Raw genomic sequence first — 25,644 nt, forward strand, 5'->3', positions numbered from 1 at the left:
GAGCGGTCCCCGGTGGGACCGCCAGGGAGACGAAGGTGCGGGAGGGGGCGTGACGGTGCGCAGACCCGGGGGGGAACGGTGGGGCGGCCAGGCCGTCCTACGGCGGACCGGGGGCCGGCGCGGTCGGGACCGGTCGGACCGCGGCGCGATCGCGATCTTCGTGGCGATCTGTGCGGCGTTCCTGGTCCTGGTCATCGCGCTCGTCGTGGACGCCGGCGGCCGGCTGCGCGTCGCCGAGCGCACCGACGGCTACGCCCAGGAGGCCGCCCGGGTGGGCGGCCAGCAGCTCGACGAGGCCGCCGTGCTCCGGGGCGAGGGGTACAAGGTCAAGCAGGACTACGTCAAGGACGCCGCCAACAGCTACCTCGCCCTGTACCACCTCGCCGTCCACGACGTGGCGTTCTCGGACGACGGTTCGTCCGTGACCGTCACGGTGCAGGCCGACTACAAGCCGGCCCTGTTGGGCGAGCTCGGCAAACAGAAGGTCACGGGCAGGGGCAGTGCCACCCTCGTCCACGGAGTCGAGAAAGCGGAGACCGACTGATGGTCGCGCCACGTGCCAAGGACCAAGCCCGCGCCGGACGCCCGGCCCGGGGCGTGCCCGCCGCGGCGGGAGCCCGCCACCGGCCGGCACCGCTGCCACCGCGCCGAGGGCGGGGCGGCGCGCTGCTCGGCGCCCTCGCCGCGCTGGTCACCCTGCTCGTCCTGCTGGTCGGCGTACCCGCGCTGCTGGTCTACGGCACCGGGGCGGTCGCCGCGATGGGCGAGGTGGCGCCGGACGGCGTCGGACAGCTGCTGACCAGTCCCGACGACGGGCGGCTCTTCCTCTGGCTGCTCGTCGTGGTCGGCTGGCTGGGCTGGGCCTGCTTCGCGCTCTCCGTCCTGCTGGAGGTCCCGGCCCAGCTGCGCGGGCGGATCGCCCGGCGGATCCCGGCCTTCGGCTGGAGCCAGCGGATGGCGGCCGGCCTGGTCGGCTCGGTGATCGCGCTGCTGCCGGTGGCCGGTTCGGCCTTCGCCGCGGTGCCTGACCGGGCGCCGGCCGTCGCGCAGATCCAGCCGGCGGCCGGTGTGCAGCGGGCCGCGCTGCCCGCGGCCCAGGCCGCGCCCGCGCTCGCCCCCGCCGCCGACCAGCAGCCCACCTACACCGTCCGGGACAGCCGGCCGGCCGACAGCCTCTGGTCCATCGCCGAGCGCCAACTGGGCTCGGGGGAGCGGTGGGTGGAGATCGCCAAGCTCAACGACGGCCGGACGATGGGGGATTCGGGTCTGCGCTTCGACGCCGAGCGGCCCATCCAGCCCGGCTGGGAGCTGCTGATGCCCGGCGACGCCAAGGCCGACGAGGCCAAGGCGCCCGCCCCGGCGCCAGCGCCCGTGCCGCCGGCGCCGAGCGTGCCGCAGACGGGCACGGACGGGAGCGCCGGGAGCGGCCGCGGCACCGTCACGGTGGCGGCCGGTGACAGCCTGTCGGCCATCGCCGAGCGGGAGTTGGGGGACGCCGAGGCCTGGCCGAAGCTGTTCGAGGCCAACCAGGGCGCCCAGGCGCCGGACGGCGAACGGCTGACCGATCCGGACGTGGTCGTGCCGGGGATGGTGCTGACCCTGCCCGGTGCTCCGGCGCCGGCGCCGGCCCCGGCTCCCGCGCCGGCCGACCAGGCGCCCGCCCCGGCTCCGCAGGCCCCCGCCTCGCAGGCTCCGGCCCCACAGGCCCCGGCCCCGCCGGCGCCCTCCACCCCGGCGCCGGTGCCCGCCGACGCCCAGGCCCCGGCCGCGCACGCCGAACAGGCCCAGGGCGACGACTACACCGTCGCCCTCACCGCCTCCACCGTCGGCGTGCTGCTCGCCGCGATGATGGTCGGCACCGTCGCCCACAAGCGCGGCACGCAGCTGCGCGCCCGCCGGCCGCGCCACCGCATCGCGCTCCCGGCCGCCCCCGCCGCCGCGTTCGAGGCCGAACTGAAGGTCCGCCAGGACGACCGCGGCCTGGACCTGCTCGACCGCGCCCTGCGCACCATGGCGCGCAACACCGTGCGCGGCGGCAAGCGCCTGCCCGCCATCGTCGCGGCCCGGATCACCCCCGGCCACACGGTCGAACTGCACCTCTCCGGGCCGGCGGCCCCGATCGCGCCGTTCCGGGCCGCCCACGCCCCCAACGTCTGGTGGTGCGCGGACGACTCCGGCGAACTCCTCTCGCCCTCCCAGGCGCGCAAGACCGCCTCGCCCTACCCGGCCCTGGTCACCCTCGGCGGCGCGCCGGACGGCTCGGTCGTCCTCGCCGACCTGGAGACCGTGCGGCTGCTCCACCTCTCCGGCCACCCGGACGACGCCCGGGACGTGCTGCGCACCCTGGCCATCGAGCTGGCCCACAGCCCGCTCGCCGACCGTCTCCACCTGCACCTGGTCGACCTCGCCGAGGAGTTGCCGATCAGCGGGCCGGCCGCCGAGCGGATCCACCGGCACGCCACGCTGGAGGCGGCGCTCGGCGCGCTCGGCCCGCGCACCGCCAAGGCCCGCGCCACGCTCGTCGCCGCCGAGGCCGCCAGCCCGCGGGACGCCCGCAGCCGCGGCCTGGCCGACGAGTCGTGGGTGCCGGAGATCGTGCTCTGCGCCCAGCAGCCCGGCGGCGACGTCCCTGCCGAGCTCGGCCGCCTGCTCGACGCCCGGCCGCGGACCTGCGTCGCCGTGGTCACCCGCGCGCCCGAGCGCGGCACCGGCCCGGTCGCCCGCTGGACGCTGCCCGCCACCGGCCAGGCCACCATTCCCGGCCTGCACGTCACGGTGGAACTCCAGCGCCTCAGCGACGGGCAGTACGAGCAGGTCTCCGAGCTGCTCCGGGCCGCTGACGACACCACCCAGCACCCCGCCCCCGCCTGGACGCTCGACGGCCCCGGCATCGACCTCGAACCGGCCGAACTCCCGGCGCCCGTACCGGTACTGGCGGCGGTCGGGGCCTCGGCACCGTTCGGTGACGGTGCCCTCGGCGGGTCGCTCGGCGGCGGCTTCGACAGCGCTTCCGCCGCCCGGTCCGACGGCACCGAAGCGGCCGGTCCGCGGCTGCTCGCCCGGGTGATCGGCACCGGTGCCAGCCCGTTCGCCGGCACCGACCCGGCCGCGCCCGCCGCCGCCGGTGGACCGGGGTCCCGCTTCCTCGTCAACGGTCTCGGCCGGCAGGCGAGCAGCCCGGCCGCCTTGTCGGCGGCGCCGCCCGCGCTGCCGCCCACCCCGGCGGTCGCCGATGAGGGCGAGGCCCCCGAGGGGGACGCCGACGACACCACCCAGAACCTCCGGCTGCCGGCCGCGGCCGAGACCCGGGCCGTCGAGGTGGTCGTCCCGGTCCAGCCGGTGCCGCCGGCGGCTCCCGGGCCGGAGCCGGCCGCGGAGCCCGCGCCGGTACCGGAGCCGGTCCCGACGCACGAACCCGCGCCGGCGCCCAGCGGCGGCGCCCCCAGGGTCCCGGGCCGCCCGGAGCCGACCCCGGAGCCCGCCGCGGAGCCGGCCCCGGAGCCCGACGTCGAGCCGGAGCCCGCCCCGGTGGCGCGCACCACCCCGGTGCGCAGCGACAGCGACGACCTGCTCGCCATCCTCCGCTCCCCGGAGGCGCACGCCGTCCGCACCGCCCCGCGGATCCGGCTGCTCGGCCCGGTGGACGTGGCCGGCGCCGCCGGCACGGTCGAGCCTGCGAACCTGCCCCGGCTCACCGAGCTCGCCGCCTACCTGGCGCTGCGCTCCGGCGCCGACCACGCCGCGCTCGACCACGACCTCCACCCGGGCGCGGCCCACCTGGACACCCACCCCACCGTCGCCGACGCGAAGAGCCCGCTGCCCGGCAAACTCGCCGATCTGGCGGCCTGGTTCGGCTCCTCGGCGGAGGGCCGGGCCTTCCTGCCCACCGACACCACCGACGGCTACGCCTTCGCCCCGACCGTCACCTGCGACTGGGACGAGTTCCGCGGCCTGTACCGGCGCGGCATGCGCAGCACCAGTGCCACCGCGGACGCGGCGCTCGCCCACGCGCTCGCCCTGGTCCGGGGGGCGCCGTTCGCGGAGGCCCCGCCCGCCGCCTACGGCTGGGCCGAGGCCGAGCGGCAGGACATGATCGCGGCGATCGTCGACACCGCCCACGAACTCGCCGCCCGCCGCCTCCAGTACGGCGACCACCGCAGCGCCGAGGCCGCCGTCTTCCGCGGCCTCGCCGTCGCCCCGGACGTCGAACTCCTGCACCGCGACCTCTTCTACGCCTACGCCTCCGCCGGCGCCCGGGACCAGCTCCTGCGCGCCGTCAACCGGCTGGACGCACTGAGCCGGCGCACCGGCCGGGACCTCGACGCCGACACCGTCGCCCTGCTGCGGGACCTGCTCTCGGGGGCCTGAGTCCGCTGCTGCCCCGGGCGGCACGGAACAGCCGTGCCGCCCGGGGCAGCGGTGCCGCCGGGGCGCCCGGTCCCGTGATCCCCTGACGGCCGGTGGCCGGTGGCCGGTGGTCGGTGACGGGCGCGGGTCGGTGCGCCTGCGGGTGTCGGTGGCGGGCGGTACGGTCCTGTCATGGCAGCCAGAATCGACCTGACCCTCGATTGCGCGGACGCTCAGCTCCTCGCCGCCTTCTGGAAGACGGCGCTGGGCTACGTCGACGAGCCGCCGCCCGCCCCCTTCGCGACCAGGGCGGAGTGGCTCGCGCAGTTCGACCTGTCGGAGGACGAGTCCGAGGACGACGGGGCCTGGCTCTGCGACCCCGACGGGGTCGGCCCCCGGCTCACCCTGCTCAAGGTCCCCGAGCCCAAGACCGCGAAGAACCGGCTCCACGTCGACGTCCGGGTCCCGGGGCACGGCAGCCCCGAGGAGCGGTGGGCCCGGATCCGGGCGGAGGCCGGGCGGCTGGTGCGGGCGGGCGGGAGCGTCCTCGCGGAGTTCGACGGGCACCACGTGGTGATGGCCGACCCGGAGGGCAACGAGTTCTGCGTCGCCGCGGGCCCGGCCTGAGGTCCGCGGCTTCGCCGGGGCGGACGCCCCGTCACCGGGGCGGCCCGTTGCACGATGGGGTCGGATCACGGGGTCGGAAGGGCAGGCCCGCCGACCGGCGGCGGTTCGCGTCAGGGGCGGCGGCCCTCCGGTCACCGGCCGTCAGAAGCCCCGGGGCGCAGGGCCGCCCGCGCGGCGGGCGGAGCGCCGACCGTGCCGTCCGCCCACGGCCGTTCGGGCGCGTACGCGCGTGCGGGCCCGCTCGGCGGACGCCCGGGCGCGGCGGCTGAGCAGCGGCGACGCGGCGGGCCCCGGCGGCGGGGCGGTGATCGCCCACCCGGCCTGGCTCGGGTGTGCCGGGATCTCGTAGGGTGGCGCTGACGGACGTGGTCGCAGGCGCCACGGGGCAAGGGCAGCAGACGCCGCTCAGCGGCGGGGCGGGGCGGTGACCAGAGATGGCGGAGTCGACAGCTGTCCCAGGAGGCCCCGGTCCCGGTGCGGACCAGGGCCCCGGGGATGCCGTACCGCCGTGGCCGCCGCGCAATCCGTACGAGGAGCACCCGCCCGGTCCCGCGGCCCTCTACGAGCCGCCCGCGGCCGTCCCGGCCGCCGTGCAGACCGCCGCGCCGGTGTCCGTCCCGGCTCCGGCCCTGTACGAGCCGCCCGTCCCGGCCCCGGCCGCGCCGATGGCGCCGCCCACCGGCTGGACCATGACCGGGATGTCCGTCGTCGCCCCGCCGCCCGCCGCGGCGGCGCCCGCCGCACCGTCCACCGCCACCCCGCTGCCGTTCACCGTCCCGGGCGGCACCCCGGCACACGGCACGACTCCCGCGCACGGCACCACCCCGGCGCAGGGCACGGCCCCCGCCCACGGCACGGCCCCCGCCCACGGCTTCGGCGCCGGACCGGGCGGTCTCGGGTCCGCGCCGCGCGGGCGGATCCTGGTGGTCGAGGGCGGCTACGGCAACGCCGGCCGCCGGACCTGGGGGCGCGGCGGACCCGCCCAGGCGCCCGTCCTCTCCGCGATGCTCGCCGCCGTCTCGCCCCAGGTGCTCCTCGCGGCCGACGCGGTGGACGCCGTCCACCTCCCCGGCGCCAGCGACCCGCACACCGTGCTCGCCCACCTGCGCGCCGCCGCCCGGCACCCCGGTCCGCTGCTCGTCCACCTCGGCGGCCACCTGCTCGCCGACAAGCGCGGCGGCCAACTCCACCTCACCCTGCGGGACTCGAAGTCGGGGAGCGTCCGCCAGGACGGCATCGCCTGGCAGTCCGTCGCCGCCGAGCTGCGTCACCGGCCCGCCGACTGGCAGACACTCGTGATCGCCGACCTGAGCGCCGATCAGAACGCCTGGCCCTACCTCCAGGGCACCGTCTCGCCGCTCGCCGACGGCCTTCCGCTCTGGGCGGTGGTCAGCCCGGACCCGGAGCAGATCGGCACCTTCACCCGCGCGCTGATCGAGGCCCTGCACGGGGGACGCCCGGGTGCCGAGGCCGTCCTCGCGCCCGAACAGCTGCGCCAGCAGGTGTACTCGGTGCTGCGCCCGGACGTCGTCATCCTCGCCACCCACGCGCCGAACCGGCCGTTCTTCCGCAACACCGCCCGGCGGACGGACGGTGTGCTGCCGGAGGCCGTTCCGTACGAGGGCCCGCGCCCCGCCGCGCTGCTGCCCCGTCCGCCGGTCCAGCGCGACGCCGCCCCGGCCGCCCGGCCCGCCGTGACCCTCGACAAGGCCGCCGCACCGGTCTTCCCGGCACCCGGCTCGGCACCCGCGGCCGGCTCGGCACCCGCGCCCGTGCCGCTGAGACCTGCCGCGGTGGCGCCGTCCGACGGGCCGGTGAACCTGCTGAAGCCCGGCGTGCCGCCGACACCCCCGCCCCCGGCGCGGCCGGTCGACCTGCTGAAGGCCTACGCCTGGCGCCCGCCGGTGACGTCGGGCGTGACCCTGGGCAAGGCGCCGTCCACGGACGCGCGCCCGGCGGACGAGGCGGCCGCGCAGGCGGCACCCGTTGACGTTGCACCCGCCGACGCGGTGCCCGCCGACGCGGTGCCCGCCGACGCGGTGCCCGCCGACGCGGTGCCCGCGGACCGCGGGCCGGCCGAGGAGCCGCCGGTGGACGGGCTCGCGGAGGCGCAGCCGAAGGACGCCGCGCCCGAGCCGGAGCCCGCTCCTGAGCCGGAGCCCGCCGCTGCGCCCGAGCCCGAACCGGCTCCCGCCCCCGCCCCCGAAGCCCCCGCCCCCGAGGCGCCCCGCCCCCGCGACGACTACCGCGAGGTGATCGGCCGCATCGTCCGCAGCGCCGACGCCGGGGACCACGCCGCCGCCACCGACCTCGCCTTCGCCCTGGAACTGGAGGCGATCGCCGAGCACGGCGCCGTCTCCGCGCCCGTGCTCCAGGTGCGGCAGGTCCGCGCGCACGTCTGCCGGCTGGCCGGGAAGTCGGTCGAGGCGGCGGACATCTACCGCGAGGTGGCCCTGACGCTGCTGCGCTCCCAGGGTCCGGACTACCCGGAGACCCAGCAGGCGGCCACCAACGCCGAGGCCTGCTGGCGGGCGATCGCGGACCGCGCGGAGGCGATCCGGATCGCCCCCGAGATCATCGAGATGCGGGCCCACCTCCCGGGCCCCGACGGGCGCAAGCTGCGCGCCGCCGAACGCCACCTGGCCCAGCTCGCCGCCCCCCGCCCCGACCCCGCCTGAGCCGGCGCCCAGACGCACCGCCGCACCGGTGCCCCGGCACGGCGGAGCGGGCGGCCCACCCGGCCGCCCGCTCCGCCGCACGCGGCTCCAGGCTCCCGGCGCCCGGACCGGCGCTACCGGCCCGCGAGGGCGTGCACGAACCTGGCGGCGTCGATGGTGCCGAGCCCGCTGGCGAGGTCGTAGCCCTTGGCGGCCCGGTAACCCGTCACCGTGTCCCAGGAGTTGTCGCCCGCCGTCACGTCGACCAGGCCGCTCCACTGCTGCGGGAGCAGGGCGAGCCCGTAGAGCCGCCCGTTGAGCTGACCGAGCCGGTGCCCGGCGAGCTGGTCGGCGAGCGCGACGACGCCGGAGAAGATCGGGGTCGACTCGCTGGTGCCGCCGGTGATGTGCCAGCCGGCCGTCGCCGGGTCGTAGGACTCGTACGTCCAGGCCGCGCCGTCGACCGCCGCGCTCATGCTGAGGTCGGGCGTACCGCGGTGGTTGCCGGTGACGCGGGCGACGCCGGCCTGGTACCAGGGGCGTGCGAAGACGGCGGAGGTCCCGCCGCCGCCCGCACCCCAGTTGTCGTGCCAGACCTGGTCGGGGGCGGTCCGCCGGCCCGCGTCGTCCAGGCTGAGCCGGGTGCCGCCGACGGAGGTGACCAGCGGGTCGGCGGAGGGCCAGGAGTTGACCCTGCCCGGGTAGAGGTCCTCGCCGTTGGCCTGGTAGTCGGTGGCGCCGGTGTCGCCGGAGGCGGCGAGTACGGTCACGTCGTGTGCGGCGGCCTCCTGGAAGGCGTACCGCAGGCCGGTGAGCGAGCTGAAGTCGCCCTTGTCGAAGCCGGGGAAGGTGTTCTCGGTGGCGCCGAAGCTCTGCGAGATCACATCGGCGCGGCCGGACCTGATGAGGGCCTTCTCGGCGTCCATCATCTCGGGCAGCCCGGTCGTCCCCTCGGTCTCGGAGACGCCGGTCTCGACCAGGATGATGTGCGCGCCGGGGGCGACGGCGTGGGCGTACTCGACGTCGAGGGTGCTCTCGCCGGCCCAGCCGGTGTGATCGGGGTTGGTCGGGTCGAAGACCGGGACGTCGCCCCACTTGACCACCTCGACCTGGGTGTCCGGGATGCCCCACTGCTTGTCGAAGACCTCCAGGTCGTGCTGGATGGTCGGGGAGCCGAAGGAGTCGACGATGACGATCGTGCGGCCCTTGCCGGTGATGCCCTCGCGGTACAGCGGGTCGAGGTTGTAGGCGGTCCGGTACTGGAGCGGGGAGTAGCAGTGGATGCCGATCTGGCTGACGCACTGGGAGGTGGGCAGGGGCGCGTCCCGGCCGACGGCGCTGAGGTGGCCCGTCGAGGCGGGGCGGACGTGGACGCCCGCGAGGCCGGCGGCGGCCGCCGGGTGGACGGCCGGGACGCCGAGCGTGCCGGCCGTCAGGGCGGTGGCCCCGACGACGAGCAGGGCCAGGGCACGGCGGAGGGTGGCGGGGCTGCCCATGGGACTCCTTGGGACGCAGGGCCCGACCTGGACCGGTCGGGTCGGTCCGGCCATCCCATCGACAGCAGCATGATCATGCCATAGTCATTCCGTACCCGTCGGCATGCTCGCGCAGGCCACCGGAAAGGGTAAAGGCCGTCCCAGGTGAAGGTAACCCACCACCCGGGACGGCTATCTGACGAAACGTCAGAAAATCTCAGCGTGCCCCACCGTTGACGTACAGCGTCTGCCCGCTGACGTAGGAGGCGTCCTCGCTGGCGAGGAAGGCGACCACCGAGGCGATCTCCTCCGGCCGGCCGACCCGCCGCAGCGGCGTCCGGGCGGAGACCTCCGCCTGGTGGTCCTCGGCCGTCGCGCCGACCCGCTCGGCGGTGGCGGCGGTCATCGCGGTGGCGATGTAGCCGGGGGCGACGGCGTTGACGTTGATGTTGAACGGACCCAGCTCGATCGCCAGCGTGGCGGTCAGGCCCTGGATGCCCGCCTTGGCGGCGGCGTAGTTGGCCTGGCCCCGGTTGCCGAGCGCCGAGCGCGAGCTGAGCGAGACGATCTTGCCGTACTTCTGGGCGGTCATGTACTTCTGCGCCACGTGGCTGCAGTTGTAGGCGCTGGTCAGATTGACCGTCAGCACCGCGTCCCAGTCGGGCCTGGTCATCTTGAAGAAGAGGTTGTCCCGGGTGATCCCGGCGTTGTTCACCAGGATGTGCACCCCGCCGAAGTCCCCGGCGACCTCGGCGAAGACCGCCTCCACCGCGTCGTAGTCGGCCACGTCGCAGCCGTACGCCCGCGCGGTGCCGCCCTTGGCGGTGATCTCCTCGACCGTGCCGGCGGCCCGCTCGGCGGTCAGGTCGACCACCGCGACGGCGGCCCCCTCCTCGGCCAGCAGCCGCGCGGTGGCCGCACCGATGCCCTGGGCCGCACCGGTGACGACGGCGACCTTTCCTGCGAAACGGGTCACGACAACTCCTTCGACTTCGACTTCGACTGCGAGGGGAACTGCGACTGCGACTGCGCCTGCGACCGCGAGGTCGGCCTCGCGGTCGGCCTCGATTCGGGGGACGGGACGACGGCCGGCGCTCAGGGGGATTCGACCAGGACGGCGGTGCCCTGGCCGACTCCGACACACATGGTGGCCAGCCCGCGCCGGGTGCCGTTGCGGCGCATCCGGTGCAGCAGGGTGGTGAGGATCCGCGCGCCGGAGCCGCCCAGCGGGTGGCCGAGCGCGATCGCCCCGCCGGTCGGGTTGACCAGCTCGGGGTCGAGGCCCAACTGGTCGACGCTGGCGAGCACCTGCGCGGCGAAGGCCTCGTTGAGCTCGGCCTCCTCCAGGTCGGCGACGGACCAGCCGACCCGGCCGAGCGCCTTGCGGGTGGCGGGCACCGGGCCGATGCCCATCACGTCCGGGTGCACCCCGGCCGAGGCGCCGGCCACGTACCGGCCTAGCGGCCGCAGGCCCAGCTCGCCCAGGACCTCCTCGCTGACCAGCACCAGGCCGGCCGCCCCGTCGTTCATCGGCGAGGCGTTGCCCGCCGTCACCGTGCCGCCCGGGCGGAAGGCCGGCTTCAGCCGGGCGAGCTTCTCCGGGCCGGTGTCCTCCCGGATGCTCTCGTCCTGGTGGACGGTCACGCCGTCCGGCCGCTCGACCGGGACCAGCTCGGCGTCGAAGTGGCCGTCCTTGCGGGCGGCGGCGGCCAGCCGGTGGCTGCGGAGCGCGAAGGCGTCCTGGCGCTCCCGGGTGATGCCGTGGCGGGCGGCGACCTCCTCGGCGGTCTCGCCCATCGAGAGCACGCCGTGCAGCTCGGCCATCCGCGGGTTGGTGAGCCGCCAGCCGAGCCGGGTGTCGAAGGTCTCGATCCGGTGCGGCAGCGCCTCGTCGGGCCGGGGGAGGACGAAGGGGGCGCGGGTCATCGACTCGCAGCCGCCGGCCAGCACCACGTCGGCCTCGCCCGAGCCGATCGCCCGGGCGGCCTGGGTGACGGCCTCCAGGCCGGAGGCGCAGAGCCGGTTGACGGTGGCGCCGGGGACGCTGTCGGGCAGGCCGGCGAGCAGCACGGCCATCCGGGCGGCGTTGCGGTTGTCCTCGCCGGCCTGGTTCGCGGCGCCCCAGTAGACGTCGTCGATCCGGGCAGGGTCGAGGGTGGGGACATCGGCGAGCAGGGCGCGCAGCACGGTGGCCGAGAGGTCGTCCGGGCGGACCGTGGCGAGCGCTCCGCGCAGCCGGCCGATGGGTGTGCGGCGGGCTGCGGCGAAGTAGACAGGACGCACGTCGTCGGGCTCCTTATCCGGTGGGGTTGTCCGGTGAGTGGCGGTCAGAAGGCGTTGACGCCGGTGAGCGAACGCCCGATGAGCAGCTTGTGGATCTGGCTGGTGCCCTCGTAGAGGGTCATCACCCGCGCGTCGCGCAGGTACTTGCCGACCGGGTACTCGTCGATGAACCCGTAGCCACCGAAGACCTGGAGCGCGTTGTTGGCGGCCCGGACGGCGGCCTCGCTCGCGTAGAGCTTGGCGACGGAGGACTCGGTGGCGAACGGCAGGCCGCGCTCGATGTGGTCGGCGACCTTCCAGGTGAGCAGCCGGGCGGCCTCGACGTCCACGGCGATGCCGGCGAGCAGCTCCTGGACCAGCTGGTGCGAGGCGATCGGCCGGCCGAACTGCTCGCGCTCGCCGGCGTAGTGGACGGCGGCCTCCAGGCAGGCCCGGGCGATGCCGACGCAGCCGGCCGCCACCGACATCCGGCCCTTGGCCAGGGCGGCCATCGCCACCGTGAAGCCCTTGCCGAGCTCGCCCAGCCGGGCCCCGTCGGGGACGCGGACGGCGTCGAAGGCGAGTTCGGCGGTGGCCTGGCCGCGCAGGCCGAGCTTGCCGTGGATCTCGGTGCGGGTGAAGCCGGGCAGGTCGGTGGGGACGAGGAAGGCGGTGATGCCCCGGTGGCCCGGTCCGCCCGTGCGGGCGAAGACCAGCGCGACATCGGCCCACGTCCCGTTCGTGATGAACATCTTGGCGCCGCTGATCAGCCAGTCGTCGCCGTCCCGGACCGCCCGGGTGGTCAGGTTGGCGGCGTCCGAGCCGGTGCCGGGTTCGGTGAGGGCGAAGCAGCCGAGCGACTCGCCGGAGGTGAGCCGGGGCAGCCAGTGCCGCTTCTGCTCCTCGGTGCCGTAGCCGTTCACCGACTTGGCGACCAGGCCGAGCGAGACCGAGACGATGCCGCGCACGGCGGAGTCGCCCCGGCCCAGCTCCTCCAGGGCCAGGCAGTACGCGAGGTGGTCGCCGCCGCTGCCGCCGTACTCCTCGGGGATGGTGAGGCCGAGCAGGCCGATGCCGGCGAGCTTGCCGATCACCGCGCGGTCGACGGACTCGGCCCGGTCCCAGGCGGCCGCGTGCGGGACGATCTCGCGGTCGGTGAAGGCCGCCGCGAGGTCCCGGAGGGCGGCCTGCTCCTCGGTCAGCTCCAGATTCATCGCGCCACCTCGTCGGGCTCCGGTAAACTAGCGGTGCAAGTTTTACCGGGACTGTAGCCCCGACCGGGCCGCGCTGGGAAGAGGCGCCTGCCAGAATCGGTCCTCACCCCACTCGACCGGAGGAACCGCGACGATGGCCCGCCCGCGCACACCCCTGCTCAGCCGCGAGCTCATCGTCGCCACCGCGCTGCGGCTGATCGACGCCGAGGGGCTGGACGCCCTCTCCACCCGCCGCCTGGCCACCGAGCTGTCGGTCAGCGGGCCGTCGCTCTACAACCACGTCGCGACCAAGGACGAGCTGCTGGACGCGGTGGTGGACAGCGTGATGGGGGAGGTCGACCTGTCGATGTTCACCGCCGGCGCGCCGTGGCCGCGGGCGCTGCGCGACTGGGCCCGCTCCTACCGCGCCGCGCTGGCCGCGCACCCCAACATCGTCCCGGTGCTGGCCCAGGGCCCCGGCCGCCGCCCGAACGCGCTGCGGCTGGCCGACGCCGTCTTCGGCTGCCTGGTCGAGGCCGGCTGGCCGCGCGGGCAGGCCACCCGGATCGGCGCGCTGATGCGGTACTTCGTCACCGGCTCGGCGCTGGCCTCCTTCGCGGCGGGCTTCCCCGAGGACGCCGGGCTGTACGACGCCGCCGACTACCCGCACCTCGGCCAGGCCCACCGGCTGGCCGAACACCGGGGCGCGATCGACGAGGGCGCCTTCGAGACCGGTCTCGAAGCGCTGCTCGACGGGCTGCTGCTCCGGTACGAGCGGACGGTCGACGGGGCGGCGCCGCGGCCTCACCAGGGCTGGCGCGCCACGAAGGCGGGGCGCAGTGACGGGTCCACCGGGTCGTAGTAGCGGTGGTAGACCGGGGTCAGCCCGCCGGAGACCGGCGGCACGATCCAGCTCCAGTCGGCAGGGGTGGGCCGCCCGAGCCGCTTCTCCTGGGCGATGTGCTTCAGGAACCGCTCCGACTCGGTGTGGTGGTCGGCGATCGTCACCCCGGCCTCCTGGAACGAGTGCAGCACCGCGACGTTGAGCTCCACCAGCGCGCGGTCGCGCCAGAGCGTGCGGTCGCTGGAGGTGTCCAGGCCGAGCCGGTCGGCGACGGTCGCCAGCATGTCGTACCGGTCGGCGTCGGCGAGGTTGCGGGCGCCGATCTCGGTGCCCATGTACCAGCCGTTGAACGGGGCGGTGGGGTAGCGCACGCCGCCGATCTCCAGCGTCATGTCGCTGATCGCGGGCACCGTGTACCAGCGCAGGCCGAGCTCGGCGAACCACGGGTGGTCGGGGTGGCTGAGCTCGACCTCGGGGGTGGTGTCGTCCGGCAGTTCGTACCACTCGGGGCGGGCGCCGGGCCGCTCCTGCACCAGTAGCGGCAGGACCTCGAAGCGCTCCTCGCCGCACTTCCAGCCGAGGTCCCGGGCGCGGGCCGCCAGCCGCGCGCCCGCCGGGTCCCCGACGAAGCCGTGCCCGGTGGGCCGGCCGGCGTAGCGGACCAGCTGCTGGTTGAGGATGCGGGCGGCCGGGCGGCCGGGCCGGTCGGGGGCGAACACCGAGATCACCGGGCGGATCCGGCCGCCGTTGGAGGCCACCCGCAGGTGCTCGAAGCACTCGGTGGCGATGTCGTCGGCCGAGGCCAGGTGCCGCAGGTCGCGCACCACCAGGCTGCGCCAGTACAGCCGGCCGATGCAGCGGGCCGCGTTGCGCCAGGCGAGCCGGGCGCCGTAGGCGAGTTCGGCAGGGGTGTGCTGGTAGGTGCCGGTGCGGTCGATCTCGTCCAGGACCGCCAGCACCCGCCCGGTCGGGTCGCCGGTGCCGGGCTGCTCGCGGTGGAACTGGCGGACGAAGTCGGCGGCCGCGTCGGGGTCGGTGAAGGGCTCGCTGAACGGCTCGGCCACGGGTCCGGTGAACGCCTCGCCGAACGGCTCTGCGAGCGGATCGGTGCGGAGACCGGCGAACGGATCGGTGCCGGTGGGGCGGTCGGCCACGGTGGGCCGCCCGGCCTCGGCGCGCCCCGGGTCGACGAGGTACCGGACGCCGGTGCCGTGCACGGTGGTGGGCAGGGGTTCGGGCCCGTGCGGCTGCTCGGCGGCCGGGTGGGCGTGGGCGAACGGGCAGCCGCCACTCGGGGCCGGCACCGCGGCCGGCGTCGGAGCCGGTGCGGGGCGACGGGTCGGGCGGGTGCTGCGGGTGCGAAGCCGGTTGAAGATCAAGGACACATCCCTCCTGCCGAACAGGAGTACCGGAGGTAGGCGCCCCGCCGCAGAGAGTGAACGATTCGGCCCCCGCACCCGCGCCGAGGGCGCTAGGGTGCGGGGGCCGAAGGTCCGACAGTCGGATCAGCCCATGTCCTCCAGGCGGACGCCCTTGGTCTCCTTCATGTACTTCGCCACGAAGACCAGCGACAGGGCCGCGAAGCCCGCGTAGACCAGGTAGGTCGCCGACAGGTTCCAGCGCGAGAGCGAGGGGAACGACACGGTGATCGCCCAGTTGGCGATCCACTGCGCCGAGGCGGCGACGGAGAGCGCGGCGGCCCGGATCCGGTTGGGGAACATCTCGCCGAGCATCACCCAGACCACCACGCCCCAGGACATCGCGAAGAAGAGCACGAAGGCGTTGGCGGAGATCAGCGCGACGGTGCCCTGGAGGTCGGGCAGGGCGACGTCGTCGCCGGTGCCGGTGGCCGAGGAGAACGCCCAGCCGCAGGCGGCCAGCGCGACGGCCATCCCGGCCGAGCCGATCAGGGCCAGCGGCTTGCGGCCGATCCGGTCCACCAGCAGGATCGCGACCACGGTGCCGAGGATGTTGATGACCGAGCCGATGAAGCTGATCAGCAGCGAGTTGCTCTGGTCGATGCCGACGGACTGCCAGAGGATCGACGAGTAGTAGAAGATCACGTTGATGCCGACCAGCTGCTGGAAGACCGAGAGGCCGATGCCGACCCAGACGATCGGCAGCAGGCCGAACCGGCCGCCGAGCAGGTCGCCGAAGCGCGGCCGGTGGTCGGAGGCGATCAGGCCCTGGATCTCGGCGATCCGCGCGTCGGTGTCGGAGCCCTCGCCCTCGACCTCGGTGAGCACCGTGCGGGCCTCGTCCAGCCGGCCGGCCGAGATCAGGTAGCGCGGGGACTCGGGGATCATCGAGGCGAGCACGAAGTAGACGGCGGCCGGCACGACGCAGATGCCGAGCATCCACTGCCAGGCCTCCAGGCCGAGGAGCCGGCCGCGGGTGTCGCCGCCGGCGGCGTCCGCCAGGACCCAGTTGACCAGCTGCGAGATCGCGATGCCGAGGACGATCGCGGCCTGCTGGAAGGAGGCCAGCCGGCCCCGGTAGCGGGTCGGCGCGACCTCGGCGATGTAGGTCGGGGCGATCACCGAGGCGATGCCGATGGCCGCGCCGCCGAGGACCCGCCAGCCGGCGAGGTCCCAGGCGGCGAACGGCAGCATCGAGCCGACCGCGCTCACCGCGAAGAGCAGCGCGCCCGCCTTCATCACCTTGATCCGGCCGTACCGGTCGGCGAAGCGGCCGGCCAGCGCGGCGCCCACCGCCGAGCCCAGCAGCGCGGACGAGACGATCAGACCGGTGACGCCGTCCCCGACGCCGAACTTCTCCTGGATGCCGGAGACGGCGCCGTTGATCACGGAGCTGTCGTAGCCGAACAGGAACCCGCCGAGGGCCGCGGCGGCGGTGATGAACACGACGAAGCCGAGGCGGTCGGAGGATCGAACCTCCGCCGCCACGGGCTCCGAGGGCTGCTGGGTGACGCTCACGATCTTGACTCCTGATACTCAACGCTGAGCTTGGTAGCCGCGATCGTAACCCGTCAATGTTCAAGTGTTGTATGTGGGATGCCCGACAAGTCCCCTTGCCTATTAGTAAAGTGAACTGTCAAACCTGTTCGGCCACCGGCGAGGCCAGGGACAGCCCGAACCGGCCCTCCTCGTCCGTCCACCAGTGGCTCAGCCGCAGGCCGGCCGCCGCCAGCTCCTCGGCCACCCGCTCCCGGCGGAACTTGGCCGACACCTCGGTGCGCAGCTCCTCGCCCTTCTCGAAGTGGATCGGCAGGTCCAGCGCGGGGATCTTCACGGTCTGCTCCTGCAGCGAGCGCAGCCGCATCTCGATCCACTCCCGCTCCCGGTCCCAGAGCGCCACGTGCTCGAACGCGGTCGGGTCGAAGTCGGCGGACAGCTCCCGGTTCAGCACGTTGAGCACGTTCCGGTTGAACTCCGCCGTCACCCCCGCCGCGTCGTCGTAGGCGGCCACCAGCACCTGCGGGTCCTTGACCAGGTCGGTGCCGAGCAGCAGGAAGTCACCGGGGTCGAGCGCGGCCCGCAGCCGGCGCAGGAAGACCGCCCGCTCGGCGGGGAGCAGGTTGCCGAGGGTGCCGCCGAGGAAGGCGACCAGGCGCGGCCCGCCCTCCGGCGGCAGGCCGAGCCGGGCGGTGAAGTCGGCGAGCACCGCGTGCACGGACAGCCCGGGGAAGTCCAGGGCCAGCGCCTCGCCCGCACCGGTCAGGGCGCTCTCGCTGACGTCCACCGGGACGTAGCTGTCCAGCGTGCCGAGGTCGCGCAGCGCGTTCAGCAGCAGCCTGGTCTTCTCCGAGGAGCCCGAGCCCAGCTCCACCAGCGTGCGGGCCCGGGTGGCGGCGGCGATCTCGCCGGCCCGGTCGGTGAGGATGGCCCGTTCGGCGCGGGTCGGGTAGTACTCGGGCAGCCTGGTGATCTCCTCGAACAGCTCGCTGCCCCGGGCGTCGTAGAACCACTTCGGCGGCAGCCACTTGGGATCGGCGGTCAGCCCCTCGCGCACGTCGTGCCGCAGCGCGGTGCTGAAGTGGTCGGCGGGCAGCAGTCGGGTGAGATCAAAGATGCTCATGACAGATGGATCCTCTGTTCAAAAAGTGAAGGTGAGAGGAGCGAGGGAGATTTCAGAGCGGGCGGACCACGACGCCGTCCGGGCCGGCCAGCAGCAGCGAGCGGTCCGGGACGACGGTCCAGTCCGGGTGGTCGTCGTAGGGCTCGGAGGCCACCACGACGCCCGCACCCGGCAGGCTCCGGTGGTGCAGCGTGTCGCCCCAGGCGGTGGCGGCGATCGCCCGGCCGTCGGTCAGCAGCAGGTTGAGCCGGCCGGTGGTGTGCGCGGTCACGTCCGCGACGGCGCCGGCCAGGGCCTCGCCGAGGCCCGCGCCCGCGCGCAGCCGGTGCAGCGCGAGGCCCCAGAGCAGCGCCGAGTCCGTCCGGGCCGGCAGCTCCAGCAGCTCGGCCGGGGAGAGCCGCCCGGCCGCCGCGTCCAGCTTGTCCGGCCAGCCGGCCACCGCGCCGTTGTGGCTGAACAGCCAGGGCCCGGCGGCGAACGGCGCGGCCGCGTCCTCGCCCGCCGCGCAGCCCTCGGTGGCCGAGCGGACGGCCGCCACCAGCGCCCGGGTGCGGATCACCCGGGCGAGGTCGGCGAAGGAGGCGTCCGCCCAGATCGGCCCCGCCCGCCGGTAGCGGGCCGGGGTCGGGTCGCCGTCCGCGTACCAGCCGAGGCCGAAGCCGTCGGCGTTGACCGTGCCGTACTGCTGCGCCCGGGGGGCCCAGGACTGCCGGTAGAGCCCGAACGGCGGCTCCACCAGCAGCTCCCCGGGCGTCACCGGTGCGCCGAGGTAGGCGAGGTGGCGGCACATCAGCCGGCCGCCACGTCGGCCGCGGTGCGGAACCCGGCGAAGATCTGCCGCCGGACCGGGTAGTCCCAGTTGCGGAACGTGCCGCGGCAGGCCACCGGCGCGACCGCGAAGCAGCCGCCGCGCAGCACCTTGTACTCGGGTCCGAAGAAGACCTCCGAGTACTCCCGGTAGGGCCAGGCCCGGAAGCCGGGGTAGGGGTGGAGGTCACTGGCCGTCCACTCCCACACGTCGCCCATCAACTGCCGTACGCCGTAGGGGGACTCGCCGGCCGGGTAGCTGCCGGCCGGGGCCGGGCGCAGATGGCGCTGGCCGAGGTTGGCGTGCTCCGGGGCGGGCGGGCCGTCGCCCCACGGGTAGCGGCGGGAGCGGTCGGTGGCCGGGTCGTGCCGGGCGGCCTTCTCCCACTCCGCCTCGGTCGGCAGCCGCCGCCCCGCCCAGCGGGCGTAGGCGTCCGCCTCGTACCAGCTGACGTGCAGCACCGGCTCGTCCTCGGGGACGGGCTCGACCGTGCCGAAACGGCGGCGCAGCCACTGGGCGCCCTCGCGGTGCCAGAACAGCGGGGCGGTCAGCCCGGCCCGCTGCCGGTGCTCCCAGCCCTCGGCCGTCCACCAGCGCGGGTCGTCGTAGCCGCCGTCGGCGATGAACCGCAGATAGGCGCCGTTGGTGACCGGCGTGGTGTCCAGCCGGAAGGCCGGCAGGTCGATCCGGTGCGCCGGGCGCTCGTTGTCCAGCGCCCACGGCTCGGTGTCCGTCCCCATGGTGAACGGGCCCGCGGGGACGAGCACGTCGGCGGGCAGCGCCGCCGCGTCCGCCGGTGCGGGCGGCGGCGGGGGAGCGGCCAGCGCGGGCTCGCCGCGGCGCAGCTGGTGGGTGACCAGCATGGTCTCGTCGTGCTGCTGCTCGTGCTGGGCGATCATGCCGAAGGCGAAGCCGGCGTCGAGCAGCGGAGCGCCCTCCAGCGGGCTGGCCTCCAGCAGGTCGAACACCCGGCCGCGGACTTCGTGCGCGTAGGCGCGCGCCTCGGCCGGCGGCAGCAGCGGCAGGCTGGGGCGTTCGGCGCGCGGGTGCTCGAAGGCGTCGTAGAGCGGGTCGATCTCGGGGCGCATCGGCTCCCGGCCGCCGATGTTGCGCAGCAGCCAGAGCTCCTCCTGGTTGCCGATGTGCGCGAGGTCCCAGACCAGCGGGGACATCAGCGGGGAGTGCTGGGCGGTGAGGTCGTGGTCCTCGACGCAGTCGGTCAGCGCGGCGGTGCGGGTCCGGGCGGCCAGCAGCTCGGTGGCGATCGCCTCGCGCAGGGCCGCCGGGGGCAGGCCCTCGGGGGACGGGCCGGCCGGCGGGGTGGGGGAGGCCGCGGGCGGAGACCCGGGGCCGGTCGCCCCGGCGGTGCGGGAGCCGGTCGGGCGGGCGTCGTCGATCATGGTGCGGCCTCCTCCGGGGGAGTGCGTCGGGTGCCGGAGCGCAGGGCGTCCAGCTGGTCGTCGGCCGGGCAGCGGCCGCGCGCGGGGTAGCGCTCGGCGAACTCGGCGACGGCGGTGCGCAGTCGCTCGGCGCCGGGCAGGCGGCCCAGCGCGGCGTCGGCGGCGGCGAAGCAGGCGAGGGTGGCGCGGCGCAGCGCGGGATCGGCGACCGCCAGGGTGGCGGCCCGGCGCCACGCGTCGCTGCGCGGCGGGAGCGGCCCGGTGGCGCTCTCCAGCGGCTCCAGCGCGGCCAGCGCCGCGTCGGCGGCCTTCGGGTCGTCCAGCAGCGCGGTCACCAGGGCCGCGGGGACGATCCAGCCGTCGCCCGGCTGGGCGTCGATCATCCGCAGCTCCAGGTGGCCGTGCGGGCGGACCGGCGGGAACAGCGTGGTGCGGTGGTAGTCCAGGTCGGCGAGGGTCGGCGGGCGTTCGCCGCCGCCGCGCAGCCAGTCGAGGAAGGTCAGGCCGGCCGGCGCCGTCCACGGCAGGCCCTCGGGGCGGCGGATGCAGAGCACCTCGGCGTCCAGCACGTACCTGGTCCAGGCCTCGCGCGGATCGCCGTGGTCGGGCGCCGGGGCGAGCGTGCGGGTGGGATCCATCCGGGACCAGACGATCTGCCGGGTGGACCGGTGCCCGGTGGGCTTCCCGTCCAGCAGGGGGGAGTTGGCGAAGGCGGCGACCAGGACCGGACCGAGCTGGTGGGTCAGGCGCCAGCGCCGGTCGAGCGCGTGCGGGCCGTCGGCGGCCCCCGCGTCCAGGCAGACCTGCACGGAGGCGGTGCCGGTCATCATGATCCGGCCCCAGGGTCCGGCGGAGTCGAAGAACCGTTCCATCGCGAGATAGCGGGGGTGGTCCAGCACCATCGTGCGGGGACGGGCCAGGGGGTCGGTACCGGTGCCGGTGAGCCGCAGACCCTGGGCCGCGAAGGCGGCCCGCAGGGTGGCGAGATCACGGCGGGTGTCGTCGACGCAGGCGACGATGCCGTCGGCGGGCGGGGAGCTGAGCTCGACCTGTCCACCGGGTTCGAGGGTGAGGCGGGCACCGGACGGCAGGACCGTCCCGTCGGCGCCGCCCAGTGGCAGTGACTCCAGTGCGGCGTGCAGCCGCTCCGGTAGCACGGGGCCGGTCGGACATCGGTCGTCGTGGACGAACCACTCGACCTCCACGCCGACCAGCCGGGGCGGCCCGATCTTGAAGCAGACGCCGGCCATGTGGCGGCGCGCCGTCGACTCGGTGAGCGGGGTGACGCTCCCGGTGGGCGGATCGGTGCCCTGGCGGTCGGTCGGGCTGGTCGGGCTGGTCGGGCGAACGGGTATCACCGGACTCACCATCCTCGGGATCACGATTGCGGCCCGGTCTACCCTGCCCAGTCTGCTACGGACCATGCCGGGGCGCTCCGCAAACATCTCGTGAAGAGATGTCGTCGCAGGTCAGAGGCGGTGCAATCGGGTGATGCCGGGATTTCGGAGCCGTTCCAGCCGACCCACGGCAGCCGCCAGCGCGGGCTCCGGCAGGGCGTAGTTCAGCCGCAGCGAGCCCTCGCCGCCGGGGCCGAAGTCGCCGCCGTCGGAGGCCTCCAGGCCGCACCGCTCCAGCAGCGCCGCCCGGGCGCCAACGGGCGGCAGGCCGAGCGCGGCGGCGTCCAGCCAGAGCAGGTAGGAGGCCTCCGGCGCGGAGCGGACGGCCTCTCCGAGCACGCCGGTCAGCCGGTCCCGGGCGGCGGCCAGGTGGTCCAGCAGCGCGTCCAGCCACGGGCCGCCGTCGCGCAGCGCCGCCTCCTGCACCACCTGCTCCAGCAGCCCGCCCTCCCACAGGCCGTACCCGGCCATCACCCCGGTGAGCCGCTCGCGCAGCGCCGCGTCCGGCACGAGCGCGAAGCAGCTGGGGATGCCGGAGGTGTTGAAGGTCTTGCCGACCGAGTTGAGGGTGACGGTCCGATCCCGGTAGGGGCCCGCGACCGCGACGGCCACCGGGTGGCGGTGGCCCGGGTGGGTGAGGTCGCCGTGCACCTCGTCCGAGAGCAGCACCCCGCCGCCCCGGGCCGCCGCCTCGGCCAGGGCGCGGACCTCCTCGGCGGTCCAGACCCGGCCGGACGGGTTGTGCGGGCTGCTCAGCAGCACCGCCCCGGCCCGGTGCCCGGCGAAGGCGTCCAGCGGCAGCCGGTAGCCGGCGGCGTCCCGGGCCAGCGGCAGCTCCCGATGGGCCACTCCGGCGGCCCGGCAGACCTGGGCGAAGCCGCCCCACTCCGGCGCCGGGAACAGCACCGGCCCGGTCGGTCGCACCGCCTCCAGCAGCAGCCGGACGGCGGTGCGCGGTCCGAACGGCAGCAGCAGTACCCACGCCGGGTCGATCTCCACCCCGTGCCGGTCCCGGTACCAGCGGGCCACCAGCTCCCGGCCGGCCGGGTCGCACACCGTGTACCCGTACGCCGGGTGCCGCGCGCGCCGGCCCAGCGCCGCCGCGACGGCCGGCGGGCCGGGCAGGTCCATGTCGGCCAGCCCCATCGCGATCACGCCGGCCGCGCCGGCCGTCCGGGCCCACTTGCCGCTCCCGGTGCCGGTCCGGTCGAAGGCCCGCCCGAAGAGCCGGTCGGGGGCGTGGCCCGGGGCGTGGCCGGGGTCGTCCGACGGGGTCGTCATGGCGGGCGCCTCCCGGGCGGCGGTGGGGTCGGTCCCGGGCCACGCTAACCGCCCGGGCGGGCCGGGTCACCAGGGCGCGGGCGGGCCGCCGCCGGCACCGACCCGCGTCCCGAGGAGCGGTCGGCAGGGGCGCGGCCGCCCGGCGGGGCCGTACGCTGCGGGACGGCTGCGACCGGGGACGCACGGGGACACCCGGAAAGGGCGGGACCGATGGGACTGGTGGGACTGCGAGGACGGGCGGGCCGGGCGGCGCCCGCGGCGGACCGGGGCGGGCCGGACGACGAGGTCTCGCTGTTCGTGGCCCGGCGGGTCGAGCCCGGTCACGAGGAGGCGTTCGAGCGGTGGGCGAAGGGGATCCTCGCCGCGGCCGCCGGGCACGAGGGCAACCTCGGCACGGGACTGCTGCGCCCGGCCGGGCCGGACGACCCCTGGCACCTGCTGCTGCACTTCCGTGACGGCGGGGCGTTCCGCTCCTGGCAGGCCTCGCCGGCCCGGGCGGCCTGCTTCGCCGCGGCGGACGGGCACCACCACGAGGTGCACCGGCACGAGATCCTCGGGATGGAGGGCTGGTTCGCCACCACCCGGTCGGCGGCGAAGGGCCGCCCGCCGGTGCGCTGGCGGATGGCGGTCGCCTCCACGGCGGCGATCGCGCCGCTCACCGTCACCTCCGGGCTGCTGCTCACCCCGCACCTGGCCGGCCTGCCGGTGGCGGTTCGCGCCCTGGTCACCGCGCCGCTGATCAGCGCGCTGATGACGTACGCGGCCCTGCCGGTGGTCACCCGGCTGCTGCGCGGCTGGCTGTTCGGTCGCACCGACCGGGTCTAGATGTCACGCCGGGCGGTCGGCCGGTGTGCCGCCCGGCCGGTCGCCCGGGTCCCGGCGGGCCAGGTGGGCGGCCAGGCCGCGGCGGCCGCGGCGCATCATGACGGCGTGGTTGGCGCGGAACACCGGGTGCAGCGGCACGGCGAGGCGCCGGAGCAGCGGGTGCCCGGGCCGGGCGTCCTCCTCGAACAGGGCGCGGGCGCCGGTGCCGTCCGCCCCGACCGTCCAGCGGGACCAGCCGACCAGGTCGCCCCGCATCGCGACCTCCAGGACGCCGGCCACCGGGTCGCGCCGCACCACGGTCAGCCCGATCACCAGCCGGTACGGCAGCAGCGCCCGCACCACCGCCTCGCCGTCGTCCGGGCCGAACCGCCGCACCGCGCGGATCTCGGGCCACCAGAGCGGGTAGCCCGGGACGTCCTCCAGCGCGGCGTACACCGCGGCCGGCGGCGCGGCCAGCCGCCACACGTCGCGGAACCGGTAGTGGTTGAGGTCCACGGCCGAACTCTAGGGCCTCCGGCCAGGCCCCGGGGGCGGACCTCCGCTGACCGGCTCCACCGACCCCGGGGCCGGGGGAGCCCTAGGCGGGCTCGGACAGTTCGAAGGCGGTGTTGACCAGGGCGACGTGGGTGAACGCCTGCGGGGTGTTGCCGAGTTGGCGGCGGGCGCGCGGGTCCCACTGCTCGGAGAGCAGGCCGAGGTCGTTGGCGAGCCCGACCACCCGGGCGAACAGGTCGCGGGCCTCGGCCCGCCGCCCGGTGGCGACGAGCGCGTCGGCGAGCCAGAACGAGCAGGCCAGGAAGGCGCCCTCGCCGCCGGGCAGGCCGTCGGTGTGCCGGTGCGTCCGGTAGCGCAGGACGAGGCCGCCGTGGTCCAGGCCGTCCCGGACGGCGTCCACGGTGCGGACCACGCGCGGGTCGTCCGGCGGCAGGAAGCCGCACTTGACGACGAACAGCGTGGCCGCGTCCAAGCCCTGCCCGCCGTAGTGCTGGACGAAGACGCCGCGCCGCCGGTCGTAGCCGTGCTCGCAGACGTCGGCGTGCACGGCGTCGCGCATCGCCCGCCAGCGGGCCACGGGCGCGGGCAGCCCGGTGGCCTCGGCCATCCGCACCGCGCGGTCGGCGGCGACCCAGGACATCACCTTGGAGTGGACGAAGTGGCGCCGCTCGCCGCGCACCTCCCAGAGGCCCTCGTCGGGTTCGCGCCAGTGCTGCTCCAGGTAGGCCATCAGGGTCCGTAACAGCGTCCAGACGTGCCGCTCCATCGGCAGGCCGGCCAGCAGCGCCAGGTGCAGGGTGTCCACCACCTCGCCGTAGACGTCGAGTTGGAGCTGGTCGACGGCGGCGTTGCCGAACCGGACCGGCCGGGAGCCCTCGTAGCCGGGCAGCCAGTCGGCGGAGATCTCGCCGAGGACGCGCTCCCCGGCGACGCCGTAGACGGTCTGCAGGTCGCCCGGGTCGCCGGCGATGGCGCGCAGCAGCCAGCGGCGCCAGGCGGCGGCCTCGTCGCGGAAGCCGCCGCGGAGCAGCGCCGAGAGCGTCATCGAGGAGTCGCGCAGCCAGCAGAAGCGGTAGTCCCAGTTGCGGGTGCCGCCGATCCGCTCGGGCAGTGCGGCGGTGGGCGCGGCGACGATCCCGCCGGTGGGCGCGTAGGCGAGTGCCTTGAGGGTGAGCAGCGAGCGCAGCACGGCCTCCCGCCACTCGCCCCGGTAGCGGCAGCCGGCCGCCCAGTGCTGCCAGTCGCGCAGCGTGGCGAGCAGGGCCTCCTCCGGGTCGGTGCGCGGGGAGGTGGGCAGGTGGGAGGGCTGCCAGGTGAGGACGAAGGGCACCCGGCTGCCGGCGGTGACGGTGAAGTCGGAGACGGTGACGCCGTCCACTCCGTAGGTGTGGACCTCGGGCGGCACCCGCAGCCAGGCGGAGTCGGGCCCGGCGACGGCGACCCGGTGCCGGCCGGTGCGGCGCACCCACGGCTCGATCCGGCCGTAGTTGAACCGCAGCCGCAGCTCGCCGCGGACCGGGACGCTGCCCTCGACGCCCTCCACGATCCGGATCAGCTGCGGGGAGCGCTGGCCGCCCCGGCCGCGCTGGGGCATGAAGTCGGTCACCCGGACGGTGCCGTCGGCGGTGTGCCAGTCGCTCTCCAGGACGAGGCTGTCGCCCCGGTAGCGGCGCGCGGAGCACCGCGCGCCGCCGGCCGGGGCGAGCCGCCAGGCGCCGTGCTGCCGGTCGCCGAGCAGCCCGGCGAAGCAGCTGGGGGAGTCGAACCGGGGCAGGCAGAGCCAGTCGACCGACCCGTCCCGCCCGACCAGCGCGGCGGTCTGCAGGTCGCCGATCAGGGCGTAGTCCTCGATCCGTCCGGCCATCGGGTCCATTCTCCGGCCGGGGCGCGTCCTCGGCAGGACGGGGCGATTCCGCTTGCACGCGTTCGGCGTGCAGAGGAGGATCTTGTGTGCTTGTAGTCTCATCAGAACCAGCAGTCCCACGGGGCGACTGG

General features: G+C 75.8%; 19 protein-coding genes. 6 read left to right on the forward strand and 13 right to left on the reverse strand.

The window, feature by feature from the left end:
• Positions 1 to 160: 160 nt before the first annotated feature.
• From ACZ34W_RS16060 to ACZ34W_RS16075, 4 genes are all read left to right on the forward strand, one after another.
• Entirely contained in the window at positions 161 to 544 is a 384-nt protein-coding gene (locus ACZ34W_RS16060; RefSeq protein WP_465604416.1) for a hypothetical protein, read from the forward strand.
• Positions 544 to 4,368 carry a BTAD domain-containing putative transcriptional regulator gene (locus ACZ34W_RS16065; protein ID WP_465604419.1) on the forward strand — a complete coding sequence of 1,275 codons (3,825 nt, stop codon included), beginning with the start codon at positions 544 to 546 and terminating at the stop codon, positions 4,366 to 4,368. Before ACZ34W_RS16060 ends, ACZ34W_RS16065 begins: the two co-directional genes overlap by 1 nt.
• Positions 4,369 to 4,539: 171 nt before the next feature.
• Positions 4,540 to 4,974 (forward strand): VOC family protein, encoded by a 435-nt coding sequence (locus ACZ34W_RS16070; protein ID WP_465604422.1) that lies wholly within the window; start codon positions 4,540 to 4,542, stop codon positions 4,972 to 4,974.
• Positions 4,975 to 5,408: 434 nt separating this feature from the next.
• Entirely contained in the window at positions 5,409 to 7,652 is a 2,244-nt protein-coding gene (locus ACZ34W_RS16075; protein ID WP_465604425.1) for a hypothetical protein, read from the forward strand.
• A 113-nt stretch (positions 7,653 to 7,765) separates the two neighbouring features.
• Here ACZ34W_RS16075 and ACZ34W_RS16080 read toward each other — a convergent pair whose 3' ends face one another.
• The 4 genes from ACZ34W_RS16080 to ACZ34W_RS16095 form a co-directional block, all read right to left on the reverse strand.
• Positions 7,766 to 9,127: a S53 family peptidase gene (locus ACZ34W_RS16080; RefSeq protein ID WP_465604428.1), complete on the reverse strand. Its 1,362-nt coding sequence runs from the start codon at positions 9,125 to 9,127 to the stop codon at positions 7,766 to 7,768.
• A gap of 196 nt (positions 9,128 to 9,323) precedes the next feature.
• The gene (gene fabG, locus ACZ34W_RS16085) at positions 9,324 to 10,082 is read right to left on the reverse strand and encodes a 3-oxoacyl-ACP reductase FabG (protein ID WP_329490658.1); all 759 of its coding nucleotides are present in this window, start codon (positions 10,080 to 10,082) and stop codon (positions 9,324 to 9,326) included.
• Between the two features lie 119 nt (positions 10,083 to 10,201).
• Entirely contained in the window at positions 10,202 to 11,389 is a 1,188-nt protein-coding gene (locus tag ACZ34W_RS16090; RefSeq protein WP_329490659.1) for a thiolase family protein, read from the reverse strand.
• Positions 11,390 to 11,433: 44 nt separating this feature from the next.
• Positions 11,434 to 12,582, reverse strand: coding sequence for an acyl-CoA dehydrogenase family protein (locus ACZ34W_RS16095; RefSeq protein ID WP_359809935.1), 1,149 nt, complete (start codon positions 12,580 to 12,582; stop codon positions 11,434 to 11,436).
• A gap of 133 nt (positions 12,583 to 12,715) precedes the next feature.
• On the opposite strand from ACZ34W_RS16095, the gene ACZ34W_RS16100 reads away from it, so the two are divergent.
• A complete protein-coding gene (locus ACZ34W_RS16100) occupies positions 12,716 to 13,423 on the forward strand; it encodes a TetR/AcrR family transcriptional regulator (RefSeq protein ID WP_465604434.1) in 708 nt (235 codons plus the stop codon).
• Here ACZ34W_RS16100 and ACZ34W_RS16105 read toward each other — a convergent pair.
• The 7 genes from ACZ34W_RS16105 to ACZ34W_RS16135 form a co-directional block, all read right to left on the reverse strand.
• Positions 13,366 to 14,790, reverse strand: coding sequence for a nitric oxide synthase oxygenase (locus ACZ34W_RS16105; RefSeq protein WP_465604437.1), 1,425 nt, complete (start codon positions 14,788 to 14,790; stop codon positions 13,366 to 13,368). The genes ACZ34W_RS16100 and ACZ34W_RS16105 overlap by 58 nt on opposite strands.
• A 120-nt stretch (positions 14,791 to 14,910) precedes the next feature.
• A complete protein-coding gene (locus ACZ34W_RS16110) occupies positions 14,911 to 16,341 on the reverse strand; it encodes a sugar porter family MFS transporter (protein ID WP_329490662.1) in 1,431 nt (476 codons plus the stop codon).
• Positions 16,342 to 16,459: 118 nt separating this feature from the next.
• Positions 16,460 to 17,443, reverse strand: coding sequence for an L-histidine N(alpha)-methyltransferase (gene egtD, locus ACZ34W_RS16115; protein WP_329490663.1), 984 nt, complete (start codon positions 17,441 to 17,443; stop codon positions 16,460 to 16,462).
• A gap of 52 nt (positions 17,444 to 17,495) precedes the next feature.
• On the reverse strand, positions 17,496 to 18,233 hold the full coding sequence (gene egtC / locus ACZ34W_RS16120) for an ergothioneine biosynthesis protein EgtC (protein ID WP_465604441.1): 738 nt from the start codon (positions 18,231 to 18,233) through the stop codon (positions 17,496 to 17,498).
• Positions 18,233 to 19,651: an ergothioneine biosynthesis protein EgtB gene (gene egtB / locus ACZ34W_RS16125; protein ID WP_465604444.1), complete on the reverse strand. Its 1,419-nt coding sequence runs from the start codon at positions 19,649 to 19,651 to the stop codon at positions 18,233 to 18,235. The genes egtC and egtB overlap by 1 nt, the downstream gene beginning before the upstream one ends.
• The gene (egtA, locus tag ACZ34W_RS16130) at positions 19,648 to 20,901 is read right to left on the reverse strand and encodes an ergothioneine biosynthesis glutamate--cysteine ligase EgtA (protein WP_396488174.1); all 1,254 of its coding nucleotides are present in this window, start codon (positions 20,899 to 20,901) and stop codon (positions 19,648 to 19,650) included. Before egtA ends, egtB begins: the two co-directional genes overlap by 4 nt.
• A 219-nt stretch (positions 20,902 to 21,120) precedes the next feature.
• On the reverse strand, positions 21,121 to 22,329 hold the full coding sequence (locus ACZ34W_RS16135; protein ID WP_465604447.1) for an aminotransferase class I/II-fold pyridoxal phosphate-dependent enzyme: 1,209 nt from the start codon (positions 22,327 to 22,329) through the stop codon (positions 21,121 to 21,123).
• A 210-nt stretch (positions 22,330 to 22,539) separates the two neighbouring features.
• On the opposite strand from ACZ34W_RS16135, the gene ACZ34W_RS16140 reads away from it, so the two are divergent.
• The gene (locus tag ACZ34W_RS16140) at positions 22,540 to 23,154 is read left to right on the forward strand and encodes an antibiotic biosynthesis monooxygenase (RefSeq protein ID WP_465604450.1); all 615 of its coding nucleotides are present in this window, start codon (positions 22,540 to 22,542) and stop codon (positions 23,152 to 23,154) included.
• Between the two features lie 3 nt (positions 23,155 to 23,157).
• Here ACZ34W_RS16140 and ACZ34W_RS16145 read toward each other — a convergent pair whose 3' ends face one another.
• A complete protein-coding gene (locus tag ACZ34W_RS16145) occupies positions 23,158 to 23,649 on the reverse strand; it encodes an SRPBCC family protein (RefSeq protein ID WP_329490669.1) in 492 nt (163 codons plus the stop codon).
• 82 nt (positions 23,650 to 23,731) lie between these two features.
• Positions 23,732 to 25,513: a glycoside hydrolase family 15 protein gene (locus tag ACZ34W_RS16150; protein ID WP_329490670.1), complete on the reverse strand. Its 1,782-nt coding sequence runs from the start codon at positions 25,511 to 25,513 to the stop codon at positions 23,732 to 23,734.
• Positions 25,514 to 25,644: the final 131 nt, after the last annotated feature.

Source organism: Kitasatospora sp. NPDC022856 (genome assembly GCF_055561235.1).